This window comes from Streptomyces sp. NPDC033165, from assembly GCF_055577965.1.
Genome location: NZ_JBVIPK010000006.1, coordinates 430,094 through 442,092, shown reverse-complemented (window position 1 = coordinate 442,092; position 11,999 = coordinate 430,094). Strand labels below are relative to the sequence as shown.

Annotated in this window: 10 protein-coding genes; 1 reads left to right on the top strand and 9 read right to left on the bottom strand. The window is 70.2% G+C overall.

Annotation, left to right across the window (positions count from 1 at the left end; translation table 11 throughout):
• Positions 1 to 430: 430 nt before the first annotated feature.
• Complete coding sequence (locus ACZ5WC_RS17945) at positions 431 to 1,438, bottom strand: stage II sporulation protein M (protein WP_468541676.1); 1,008 nt, start codon at positions 1,436 to 1,438, stop codon at positions 431 to 433.
• Between the two features lie 119 nt (positions 1,439 to 1,557).
• Between ACZ5WC_RS17945 and ACZ5WC_RS17940 the strand changes: the two genes are divergently transcribed.
• Positions 1,558 to 2,502, top strand: a complete 945-nt coding sequence (locus tag ACZ5WC_RS17940; protein ID WP_468541675.1) for an RDD family protein — start codon at positions 1,558 to 1,560, stop codon at positions 2,500 to 2,502.
• Here the strand turns inward: ACZ5WC_RS17940 and ACZ5WC_RS17935 are convergent.
• The 8 genes from ACZ5WC_RS17935 to ACZ5WC_RS17900 form a co-directional block, all read right to left on the bottom strand.
• A complete protein-coding gene (locus ACZ5WC_RS17935) occupies positions 2,499 to 3,164 on the bottom strand; it encodes a hypothetical protein (RefSeq protein WP_468541674.1) in 666 nt (221 codons plus the stop codon). The genes ACZ5WC_RS17940 and ACZ5WC_RS17935 overlap by 4 nt on opposite strands.
• Before the next feature lie 242 nt (positions 3,165 to 3,406).
• On the bottom strand, positions 3,407 to 4,864 hold the full coding sequence (ahcY, locus tag ACZ5WC_RS17930; protein ID WP_468541673.1) for an adenosylhomocysteinase: 1,458 nt from the start codon (positions 4,862 to 4,864) through the stop codon (positions 3,407 to 3,409).
• A gap of 275 nt (positions 4,865 to 5,139) precedes the next feature.
• Positions 5,140 to 6,225 carry a cation diffusion facilitator family transporter gene (locus ACZ5WC_RS17925; protein WP_468541672.1) on the bottom strand — a complete coding sequence of 362 codons (1,086 nt, stop codon included), beginning with the start codon at positions 6,223 to 6,225 and terminating at the stop codon, positions 5,140 to 5,142.
• 112 nt (positions 6,226 to 6,337) lie between these two features.
• On the bottom strand, positions 6,338 to 7,558 hold the full coding sequence (gene manA / locus ACZ5WC_RS17920) for a mannose-6-phosphate isomerase, class I (RefSeq protein WP_468541671.1): 1,221 nt from the start codon (positions 7,556 to 7,558) through the stop codon (positions 6,338 to 6,340).
• A gap of 111 nt (positions 7,559 to 7,669) precedes the next feature.
• Entirely contained in the window at positions 7,670 to 8,806 is a 1,137-nt protein-coding gene (locus ACZ5WC_RS17915) for an SIS domain-containing protein (RefSeq protein ID WP_468541670.1), read from the bottom strand.
• Positions 8,807 to 9,079: 273 nt separating this feature from the next.
• Positions 9,080 to 9,262: a Trm112 family protein gene (locus tag ACZ5WC_RS17910; RefSeq protein WP_096627071.1), complete on the bottom strand. Its 183-nt coding sequence runs from the start codon at positions 9,260 to 9,262 to the stop codon at positions 9,080 to 9,082.
• A 496-nt stretch (positions 9,263 to 9,758) separates the two neighbouring features.
• The gene (locus ACZ5WC_RS17905; protein ID WP_468541669.1) at positions 9,759 to 11,126 is read right to left on the bottom strand and encodes a phosphomannomutase/phosphoglucomutase; all 1,368 of its coding nucleotides are present in this window, start codon (positions 11,124 to 11,126) and stop codon (positions 9,759 to 9,761) included.
• A gap of 140 nt (positions 11,127 to 11,266) precedes the next feature.
• Positions 11,267 to 11,695 (bottom strand): DUF3499 domain-containing protein, encoded by a 429-nt coding sequence (locus tag ACZ5WC_RS17900; protein WP_468541668.1) that lies wholly within the window; start codon positions 11,693 to 11,695, stop codon positions 11,267 to 11,269.
• Between the last annotated feature and the right edge of the window lie 304 nt (positions 11,696 to 11,999).

Here is an 11,999-nt window from a genome sequence, read left to right as displayed (position 1 = left end):
GCGTTTCCGACTCTATCAGACTCTTTCGTGTCCGATTCCCGGTCGAAGCGGGGTGCTTTCGAGGTTCTTCGCTTTCGCGTTTTCCCTTTCCGGCGGTTCCAACTTTACCAGACTCTCTTTCGTTCCGTTTCCGGTCCGAATTCGATTTCCGGCGACCTGTGGAATGGTCTTGCCTTTCGGCTGATTCGACTTTATCAGAAGTTTTCGGTGCGAAGTGAACGACCGGAAGGCTTGAGATAAAGAGAATCGGTGCGGCTCGGCGGAATGAGCAACATTCCCTACACGAGCGAAGTAGATCCTACGCCGTTCGCTCGAACCTGTCTAGTCCGAGGCAACCGTTAAAATCTACCTCCCCACATCCGCCGTGTCAACGGTTTTTGTGGGCGAGGAGGACAGTAGCAGCTCGGCAGGGGCGATCGCACATCGGCCGTCAGGCTGCGGAGGGAAGCTCGGCGCTCCGTTCGACGGCCGCCAGGTCGCCCGTGTCGCCGGCTCGTGCAGCGCGGCCGCCCAGAATGTAGACGTACGCGAGAAATGCCAGCTCAGCAGCGATGCCGATCGTGATCCTTGCCCAGGTCGGAAGGCCGGAGGGGGTCACGAAGCCTTCGATGAGTCCTGATACGAACAGGACCAGAGCCAGGCCGATCGCCATGCCCAACGCGGCGCGGCCCTGCTGGGCCAGGGCGGACCGCCGTGACAGGGGGCCGGGGTCGATCACCGTCCAGCCGAGGCGGAGCCCCGTACCGGCGGCGACGAACACGGCGGTGAGTTCGAGCAGACCGTGGGGCAGAACCAGGCCGAGGAACACGTCCAGGCGGCCCGCGGAGGACATCAGGCCGATGCCGACGGCCAGGTTCAGCATGTTGAGGAAGAGGATCCAGAGCACCGGTATGCAGAGGAACGCGCCCAGGACCAGGCACAGCGCCGCGGCCTGCGCGTTGTTCGTCCATACCTGGGCGGCGAATGATGCCGCCGGGTGACTGGAGTAGTAGGCCTCGTACTCCCCGCCCGGCCGGGTCATCGCCCGGAGCTCCTCCGGAGCGGCTATCGCGGCCTGGACCTCGGGGTGTGTGCCTATCCACCAGCCCATGAGCGCTGCCAGTGCAGTGGACAGGATCGCGGTGGGAACCCACCAGTGCCGCGAGCGGTAGACCGCCGCGGGAAACCCTGCTGTGAGGAAACGGGTCGCGTCGCGCCAGGACGCCTTGCGGCTGCCGGTCACCGTCGACCGGGCACGAGCCACGAGCTGGGTGAGGCGGGTGGTGAGGACGGGGTCGGGGGTGCTCGACTTGACCAGCGAGAGATGGGTCGCCGTGCGCTGGTAGAGGACGACCAGCTCGTCCGCTTCCGCGCCGGTGAGGCGGCGCCCTCGGCGCAGGAGGTGTTCGAGGCGGTCCCACTCCGTGCGGTGGGCGGTGACGAAGACGTCGAGGTCCATGGGCGGCTGTTGCTCCTGGCAAGGGTGCGTACGGGTCCGTACTACTGCGGCGCGCTGCCGGTCAGCTTGGCAGACTGGGCCCGGCTGGGGCAGAGAAGGTCGGCGAAGGGTGGGGCCCGATGAGTGAGCTGGTGACCGGGGACGCGGTCGTTCTGGGGCTGAGGCCGGCGAAGTTGCCGAGTCGGGCCCTGGCTGCGGCGATCGATCTGTCAGTGACTTTCACCGTTTTCATTCTGATTTCCATTGTTTTGGGGATCGCCTCCGCCTCCTTGGACGAGGCGGCCGTCGCAGCGGTCGGGGTCGCGTCGTTCCTGCTGGTTCTGATCGGTGGGCCGGTCGCCGTCGAGACGCTGAGCAACGGCCGCTCGCTCGGGAAGCTGGCCTGCGGGCTGCGCGTGGTGCGGGACGACGGCGGACCCATCCGGTTTCGGCACGCTCTGGTGCGCGGGGCCATGGGGCTCGCCGAGATCCTCATGACGTTCGGTGCCGTGGCCTCCATCGCCTCCCTGGTGTCGGCGCGAGGGCGTCGGCTCGGTGATGTGTTCGCCGGGACCCTGGTCGTCCGGGAGCGGGTCGCGGCGTCGGGGCGGTCCATGGCCGTGCCGCCTCCCCCGCCGTGGCTGGTCGGCCGGTTCTCGCAGCTGGACCTGTCCGCCGTGCCGGACGAACTGTGGCTTGCCATACGGCAGTACTTGACGCGGATGCAGCAGCTGGACCCCGGCGTGGGCCGTTCCATCGCGGAGCGGCTGGCCGGTGAGCTGGTGTCGCGGACGGGAACGACGGCGCCGCAGGGCGTTCCGGCGGCCGCCTTCCTGGCTGCGGTGGTCCACGAGCGTCAGGCACGGGATGCGCGGCGCGTGTTCGGTCCGGGGCGGGTGGAAGGGCCCGGTCTGTTCGTGCCTGCTGGGGGTGGTGGACCGACTCTGCCGACTGGAAGTGCCGGAGCTCCCGTGCCTGGGGGGCGCTTGGATGCTGCGGGGGCTGCGGGAGCCGCCGAGGGCGGGGGCTCGCCTTCTGCGGGGTTCGCTCCGCCCGGCTCTGCGGGGTTCGCTCCGCCCGGCTAGAGGGTGTACGGGTACGAGGCGTCCGGGGCGGTCCGGGGCGGGGGGCCGGACGGGCGGGGCGACGGGGGTGTCTCCAGGTGTTCGAGCTCGATGCCGGGGGCGGCGAGGACCACGTCGCCGGCGATGTGAACCGCGTGCTGTTCCCCGGTGTCCAGGGCGCTGACCTGGTATTCGTCCACGGTCAGGGGGCCGTTGTCAGTGGCGTGCGCTTCACTGTTCACCAGAGCCCAGGACTGATCGACGGTCCGGGGCGCGAGGACCGGGTCCGTGAAGGTGACCACGCGGACGCGGGTCGTGGGGGAAGCGGGGGTGAGGCGCAGGAGACGGGTCATGGCGATGAGGAATGCGGGGGATGCGCCGGCGAAGGCGTGGGCCCGGACATTGCCTTCGGTGGCGTGAGCGCCGGTCGGGTCGGCCCGGACCCAGGTGACGCCTTCCAGGGCGGCTCCTCGGACCTGCCAGCTCGCGGCATGCAGTTCGAGACGGATGGGGCGGCCCAGCTCGTCCAGGGCCAGGTCGACGGAGCCGAGATGGTCGCCCGAGAGGGACGTGGTCTGGGAGACGTAGCGCCAGCCGGAGGGGCCGGGGGCGCAGTGGAAGTGTTCTTCACCGAGGGGGGTGTGATCGTGAAGGTCGTGGAGCGAATACCTGCCGCGGGGCATGGGGTCCTTCGGGTTCCTCGGACGGTTCGGGAGCGGTAGGGCGGTGGGGCGGTAGGTGGCGGTAACGGGAGCAGGCCCCCGACACGGGGGTGCGGGGGCCTGTTCTCGGACGCTGCTGGACCTGCTTGACCTGCTAGTTCTGCTGATTCCGCTGGACTGCTGCCGAGGGCTGTGATGTCCCTCGGTGTGCGGGAGGTCGATCCTTCCGCACACCGAGGGGCGGACCGCCGGTCAGTAGCGCGTCAGTAGCGGTAGTGGTCGGGCTTGTACGGGCCCTCGACCTCGACGCCGATGTACGCCGCCTGTTCCGGCCGCAGCGTGGTCAGCTTGACGCCGAGTGCGTCGAGGTGGAGACGGGCGACCTTCTCGTCCAGGTGCTTGGGCAGCACGTACACGTCGGTCGGGTACTCCTCGGGCTTCGTGTACAGCTCGATCTGCGCCAGCGTCTGGTCCGCGAAGGAGTTCGACATGACGAAGGAGGGGTGGCCGGTGGCGTTGCCCAGGTTCAGCAGGCGGCCCTCGGAGAGGACGATGAGGACCTTGCCGTCGGGGAACGTCCAGGTGTGGACCTGCGGCTTGACCTCGTCCTTCACGATCCCGTCGATCTTCGCGAGACCTGCCATGTCGATCTCGTTGTCGAAGTGACCGATGTTCCCGACGATCGCCTGATGCTTCATCCGGGCCATGTCCTTGGCCATGATGATGTCCTTGTTGCCCGTCGTGGTGACGAAGATGTCCGCCGTCTCGACGACCTCGTCGAGCGTGGTCACCTGATAGCCGTCCATCGCCGCCTGCAACGCACAGATCGGGTCGACCTCCGTGACGATCACCCGAGCGCCCTGACCGCGCAGCGACTCCGCACAGCCCTTGCCCACATCGCCGTAACCGAACACGACGGCCGTCTTGCCACCGATCAGAACATCCGTGGCCCGGTTGATCCCGTCGATCAGCGAGTGACGGCAGCCGTACTTGTTGTCGAACTTCGACTTCGTCACCGCGTCATTCACATTGATCGCGGGGAACAGGAGGGTCCCGTCACGATGCATCTCGTAGAGGCGGTGCACACCCGTCGTGGTCTCCTCCGTGACACCGCGGATCTCGGAGGCCAGCTGGGTCCACTTCTGCGGGGACTCGCCAAGGGTGCGGTTCAGCAGGGTGAGGATGTGGGCGTACTCCTCACTGTCCGCGGTCGACGGGTCCGGGGCGGCGCCCGCCTTCTCGAACTCGACACCCTTGTGGACGAGGAGGGTCGCGTCACCGCCGTCGTCGAGGATCATGTTCGGACCGCCGGTGGGGGTGTTCGGCCAGGTCAGCGCCTGCTCCGTGCACCACCAGTACTCCTCCAGCGTCTCGCCCTTCCACGCGAAGACCGGGACGCCCGCGGGGGCTTCCGGAGTGCCGTTCGGGCCGACGGCGATGGCCGCGGCGGCGTGGTCCTGGGTGGAGAAGATGTTGCAGGAGGCCCAGCGGACCTCCGCGCCGAGCGCGACCAGCGTCTCGATCAGCACGGCCGTCTGCACCGTCATGTGCAGCGAACCGGTGATCCGCGCACCCGCCAGCGGCTGAGCCGCGGCGTACTCCTTGCGAATCGACATCAGGCCGGGCATCTCGTGCTCGGCGAGAGTGATCTCCTTGCGCCCGAATGCGGCGAGGGAGAGATCGGCGACCTTGAAGTCCTGGCTGTTGGTTGCCGTCGTCATAACGGGCTGCTCCTCGTGATGGGTCGAGGGTGGGCTTGTCTGGGCTGACTCTGCGGTGGCGGGGCACACGAATGCCCGGGCGTTCGCAGTGCAGTCCGTCGGAGGCCCTCTGTCCCTCGCCCGGCTCGCTCCCGCCAGCCGGTCGACCGCCATCAGCAGCGACGTCTGTTTTCCGTATCCGAATCTACACCGAACGGCCCAGTGAGCCCCAGCCCGTACGGGCAGAGGGGCGTGTGGGAGGGGTCACCGGACGATCGGGGCTGGTGTGTGGTGGGTCAGTGGCCGGAATCCTTCGGGGGGTGGTCGGTGCCAGAGGTCGTGCCAGAGGTCCTGTCGGTGCGCGGGGCGGTGGCTGTTTCGGTGCCCGGGGCAGGGGGTGTGTCGGTGGAGGTATTGGGGGCGGAGGGTGTGGCGGGGGGCTTGGCCAGGTTGGCTCCCTTTGCGGCTGCCTCCCCGTCGAAGATGTCCGGCTCCAGATAGATGACGCGGGCGATGGGGACGGCGTGGCGGACGCGGTTCTCGGCGGCGTTGATCGCGTTGGCGACCTCGGTCGCCGTGTCATCGTGCTGGACCGCGATCTTGGCGGCGACCAGCAGTTCCTCGGGGCCCAGGTGGAGGGTGCGCATGTGGATGATCCCGGTGACGGTGTCCCCGTCGACCACGGCCGCCTTGATCTTCTCGACGTCCTCGATTCCCGCGGACTCGCCGAGCAGGAGGGACTTCGTCTCGGCGGCGAGGACGATCGCGATGACGATCAGGAGGATGCCGATGCACAGGGTGCCGATGCCGTCCCAGACCCCGTTGCCGGTGGCCAGAGCGAGACTGACGCCGCCGAGCGCCAGGAACAGACCGACGAGGGCGCCGAGGTCCTCCAGGAGGACGACCGGGAGCTCCGGGGCCTTGGCGTGGCGGACGAACTCGGTCCAGGAGCGATCGCCGCGCGTCTCGTTGGACTCCTTGATCGCCATACGGAAGGAGAAGGTCTCGGCGATGATCGCGAAGACCAGAACTCCGACCGGCCAGTACCAGGCCTCGATCGCGTGCGGGTGCTTGATCTTCTCGTAGCCCTCGTACACCGCGAACATGCCGCCCACCGAGAAGAGGACGATGGAGACGAGGAATGCGTAGATGTAGCGCTCGCGCCCGTAGCCGAAGGGGTGCTGCGGCGTCGCCTCGCGCTTCGCCTTCTTGCCGCCGAGCAGCAGGAGTCCCTGGTTGCCCGAGTCGGCGAGCGAGTGGACGCTCTCCGCGAGCATCGACGAGGAGCCACTGAAGAGAAACGCTACGAATTTGGCGACGGCGATCGAGAGGTTGGCGACAAGTGCCGCCACGATCGCCTTGGTTCCGCCTGACGCGCTCATAGGTGAGTGCCGTCCCTTCATCGGTGCGCGGCATCCGCCGTCGCGGTGAGGCGGCACATTGTTGCAGCCGACGAGCCCTGGTTGGACCGGACCGCGGGTGTCGGACCCTGGGTCAGGCGGCCACTGTGGCTCGGAAGAGCGTGCCTTCTCCGGCCGCTTCGACTGGTTCACCGGCCGGTACGAAGACCGACTCCCCCGGGCTCAGCGACAGCTCACCGACCCGGACGGTTCCTGCGGTGCAGAGCAGGATCTGCGGGGTGGGGGCGGTCAGTACGGCGGGGGCCGCCCCGGACGCGAGGGTGTAGCGGGACAGGGCGAATTCGTCGACGGGGGTCTCGTACAACTCCTCGCCCGACGGGGCCGCCTCGGGGCGCAGTACGCCGGGTTCGGTGGCCTCGAAACGGACGATGCGCAGGAGTTCGGGGACGTCGATGTGCTTGGGAGTCAGGCCGCAGCGCAGCACATTGTCCGAGTTGGCCATGATTTCGACGCCGAGGCCGTCGAGGTAGGCGTGGGGGACCCCTGCGCCGAGGAACAGGGCTTCGCCGGGCTGGAGTTGTACGTAGTTCAGCAGCATGGCCGCCAGGACGCCGGGGTCCCCGGGGAAGTGGTGGGCGATGCGGGCGTACGGGGCGTGGGCGCCGCCGAGGCGTTCGGCGGCGGCTGCCGCCTGCTCGACGGTCTCGGCCATCTCCGCCGGGTCCGCGCCGAGGATCGCCGTGAGCACCTCGCGGAGGGCGGCCTCTTCGGGGTGGGCGCGGAGGAGATCCACGTACGGCTTGAGGGAGTCGACTCCCAGCGCCTCCATGGCGTCCGCAGCCTCGGCGGGCCTGCGAAAGCCGCACAGTCCGTCGAAGGGGGTGAGGGCGCAGATCAGTTCGGGCTTGTGGTTGGCGTCCTTGTACGTGCGGTGCGGTGCGTCGATCGGGATGCCCCGGGCCTCCTCGTCGGCGTAACCCTCGCGGGCCTGGTCCAGGTTCGGGTGAACCTGGAGGGACAGGGGGGCGCCGGCGGCGAGGAGCTTCAGGAGGAAGGGCAGGCGGGGGCCGAACCGGGCGACCGTGGTGGCGCCGAGTTCGCCCTCCGGGTCGGCTGCGATGACCTCGGTGAGCGCGAGCTCCGTGTCATCGGGCGCGTTGGTGCGGCTGGCCATGCCGGTCTGACCGGACCTGCTCGCCCGACCGGCCCTGCTGACCCGCGAGGGTGCCCCTGGGTGAGCTCCCATCCACAGCTCGGCCTGCGGTTCGCCGGTGGGCTCGATGCCCAGCAGGGCGGGGATGGCCGTGGTGGACCCCCAGGCGTAGGGGCGCACGGTGTTGGACAGCCGGTCCATGAAGTCGTCCTCGGAGGTGGAGATATGGAGACACGGGGATGGGCGTGTGTTGGTGGTTCGGGGGGGGCGTGCGTTGGTGGTTCGGGGGGTGTGTTGGTGTTCGGGGGGGCTTCAGGGCTGGGGGGACGAGGCCAGCGACAGGTAGACCGCCGCGAAGTCGGTGATCGCGAGCAGCTCGGCGAGGGCCTCCAGGTCGCTGCCCTCGTCCGGTTCCAGTTCGCTGACGGGGGTGTCGTGGCCGAGCGCCAGTTCCCGGGCGGCCGGGTAGGCGCTGAGGCCGCCCGTGGGGCGGTCCCGGAGGAGAACCACTCGGGCTCTCAGCGTCTCCCCCTCCTCGACGCGGTCGCGGAAGAAGTCGTCGGGATCGGCACCCGCCGCGAAGTCCCCGGCCAGCAGGGTGCCGTGCGAGGGCAGGGCCTCGGGGAGTTCCGCGGCGAGGGCGGGGCGGCCCGCCAGCTCGGCGAGTACGGCGGCGAAGCGACGGCCGACCGGGCCTGCCGCGTCGCCCTCCGTCCACAGCAGGGGCAGGCTGTCGGCGAGCTCGGCGGCGAGCGTCTTGGCCGGGTTGCTGTACGTGGCGATGGCCGGGCCGCAGCGTTCCGCGGTGCGGTCGAGGCGGTCCGCCACCTTCTGCAGCTCCTCGGGGGGAGCGGTCACCAGGCCGACCCGGTCCAGGAGAACCAGGAGAGGGGTGAGCAGCGCCCACAGGGTGCCGGGGCCCGCGGCCGAGGTCTCCGCGTCGTACTCCCCGTGCGGCGCGGCCGCCATCGGCACCACCAGGCCGTGCCCTCCGTCGACCGACTCGCGCAGCGGCGAGCGGGTGGGAGCGACGGCGACGACCGTGCAGCCGCGGCGGTACGCCTGCTCGGCCAGGAGGGCGAGCCCCGGTTCGGAGCCGTCGGCGGTCGCGATGAGGAGGAGGTCCACGGAGCCGGCCCAGCCGGGCAGGGTCCAGCGCAGGGCGCCGGGGGCGGGGGCGACTCCGGTGGGGTGGATCCGGGTCACGGGGGCGGCCGCGCCCGCCAGCGCGCCGATCAGGTCGGCGACACCGGATGCGGCGGTTCCGGGGCCCGCGACGAGGACGGCTCGGGGCCGGCCTTCCGGGGCCAGGCCGCCGATGCCCGCCTCGGCGGCATGGCGGGCGGCAGTACGTACGCGGGCGCCTGCCTCGGCCGCGCCGCGAAGCAGGTCGCGGCGGTCGGCTCGGGCGAGGGCTTCCGGGGCGTCGAGCAGGGACTCGTCGAGCATGGCGGTGGGCCTCCGATCACCGGGTGGGGTGCGGGATGCGGGTGCGGGGCGGGGTGCCGCGGGGGCAGGGGGTGCGCCTGTGGCCGTGCTGTGGTGCTGTGGTTCTGCCTCGTGGCGGTGCGTGGTGGCGGTGCCTGCGGCGTGCCGGTCACCTGGTCGCCGGGGGCGGTCGTAGCGAACGGTCCGCCTTGGGCGTGCCCTGCCCCGCGTACGGTCGGGCCGGCTCTCGTACGTTCGTACGTCGTCGGTGCCCCGTACCCGCTTCGCTCGCGGTCAGGCGGGGCGGCGGGCCTCGTCCACGAGCAGCACCGGGATGCCGTCCCGGACCGGGTAGGCCAGGCCGCAGTCCGCACCGGTGCAGACCAGCTCGGGGCTGTCGGCCGACGAACGGTCGTCGAGCGGGGCGTGGCAGGCCGGGCAGGCCAGGATCTCCAGGAGGCCGGCTTCGAGCGGCATGGGGTGAGTCCCTTCGAACATGCGAGTCCCGATCCACGTGGATCAGGCGTCGTCAGCCTACCGCTGGGGTGGCGGGGGCGCGGCCTGGCCGGGGGGAGGAAACGGGGGATGGGGCGGGGTGGGGGCCCGGTGGGCGGGGGCCGACGGAACGGGGCCTCGGGTGGGGGCACCCGCGGCGCGCCTTTCCCCTGCCCGCCCCTTCCCGTAACCGGGGCTCTGCCCCGGCCCCCGCTACTCAATCGCCGGAGAGGCTGGGGTGGGCCGGGGGCCGGGGGGGGTGGAGGGGCTGAGGTGGGCCAGGGAGAGGGCTGAGGAGCCGGGAGGGGGAAAGCTGGGGTGGGCGGAGTAGCTGGGGAAGGCGGCCGCGCGGCGTCAGGTGCGTGCTTTCGGCGGGTCGGCCCCAGGCCCTCGTACTGGACGTACTCGGGTCGGGGGCCAGTGCGGCAAGAGTGCGTGCATGGCGTCGCGCGGGAGACGGGAACTGATCAGACAGGCTCTAGCGCCTGATCAGGCTCAGGACCTCGTCGCGTACCGCCGCCATCGTCTTCTCGTCCCTCGCCTCGACGTTCAGGCGCAGCAGGGGCTCCGTGTTCGAGGCTCGGAGGTTGAACCACCAGTCGGGCGTCGTGACCGTGAGGCCGTCCAGGTCGTCGAAGGTGATGTCGTCGCGAGTGCCGTAGGTCTTCTTGACCTCGGTGAGGCTGGCGGCCTGGTCGGCGACGGTCGAGTTGATCTCGCCGGAGCCCGCGTACCGGTCGTACTCGGCGACCAGCTCCGAGAGCGGCTTCCGCTGGCCGCCCAGCGCGGCGAGGACGTGGAGGGCGGCGAGCATGCCCGTATCGGCGTTCCAGAAGTCGCGGAAGTAGTAGTGCGCCGAGTGCTCGCCGCCGAAGATGGCGCCGTGCTCGGCCATCTCCGTCTTGATGAAGGAGTGGCCGACCCGGGTGCGGACCGGGGTGCCGCCGTTCTCGCGGACCACCTCGGGGACGGACGAGGAGGTGATCAGGTTGTGGATGACGATGCCCTCGCCGCCGTTGCGGGCCAGTTCGCGGGCGGCTACCAGCGCCGTGATCGCGGACGGCGAGACGCCCTCGCCCCGCTCGTCGACCACGAAGCAGCGGTCCGCGTCGCCGTCGAAGGCGAGGCCGAGGTCGGCCCCCTCCGCGAGGACACGGGCCTGGAGGTCGACGATGTTCTTCGGGTCGAGGGGGTTGGCCTCGTGGTTCGGGAAAGTGCCGTCCAGCTCGAAGTACATGGGTACGACGTCGAGCGGGAGGCCCTTGAGGACCGTGGGGACTGTGTGGCCGCCCATGCCGTTGCCCGCGTCCACCACGACCTTCAGGGGGCGGATCGCCGTCAGATCGACCAGGCCGAGGAGGTGCGCCGCGTAGTCGGTGAGCGTGTCGCGTTCCGTGATCGTGCCCGGGGCGGTGGAGGGGGCGGGCTGCGGCGCGCCTTCCGACCACTGTTCGACCAGAGTGCGGATCTCGGCCAGGCCTGTGTCCTGGCCGACCGGTGCGGCACCGGCCCGGCACATCTTGATGCCGTTGTACTGCGCCGGGTTGTGCGAAGCCGTGAACATCGCCCCGGGCAGGTCCAGCGCGCCCGAGGCGTAATACAGCTGGTCCGTCGAGCAGAGTCCGATGAGCGTGACGTCCGCGCCCCGGGCCGCCGCACCCCGCGCGAACGCCCCCGCGAGAGTGGGTGAGGTCGGGCGCATGTCGTGGCCGATCACGATCGCCTTGGCGTCCGTGACCTGGACGAACGCGGCCCCGAAGAGTTCGGCCAGTGATTCGTCCCACTGGTCGGGCACCACTCCGCGCACGTCGTACGCCTTCACGAGCTGCGACAGATCAGCAACCACGGCCGGTCCTCCTGGGGGTCTTTACGGACCGCCCAAACTACCCGGCCGGGTGGTGTCTCAAGTCCCGGCCTCAAGGGCAGCCCCGGTCGGCCTCGGGGAACGACCCCCGTCATGACCCCCGTCAGCCTCAGGAATCAGCCTCAGGAATCAGGTGAGCGCAGCACCCTCAGGTGGCCTCGGCGGGCCACCTCCACCGGGTTCGCGGAGCGAGGGCCCCGGCCCCCGCCGTCCGGCCCGCGGTCGTGCGGACGCGCCGCTTCCCGGACCGCGTTGGCCAGTGCTTCGAGGTCGTCGCCGCTGGGGTGCGCCGGTGCGGAGCCGTCGGAGAGCCGCACCACTTCCCAGCCCCGTGGCGCGGTCAGCCGCTCACTGTGTTCGGCACAGAGGTCATAGCAGTGGGGCTCGGCGTAGGTGGCGAGCGGGCCGAGGACCGCAGTCGAGTCGGCATAGACGTACGTCAGTGTCGCGACGGCAGGGCGGCCGCACGCAGTGCGCGAACAGCGACGTACAGGGCTCACGATGTTGGACGGTACCGCACTCTTGAGCGGGCTGCGACGACTCTCCCTCACGTCACCCCACCGTGTCGCTCTGTGACCTGAGGCACAGTCGCACTCCGAGCGGCTACCCTGACCTGCGCCGCTGCGCGAACACGGCAATCGTAGGGCCGCCCGGCCGGTCGCGGACAGGGGCCGATCCCCGCGTCGGGCGAGTCGTCAAGGATTGGATTACGGGCCTGAAAAGGGCTCAACCTTGGCCGGAATGTTCAACTGTGGACATCCGGAGACGGACCGGGAGACGGACCGGGAGACGGACCGGAGCGCTCCCGGACAAGGGGCCGGGAAAGCGTGTCCGCAGCCAGGCCGACAGCCAGGC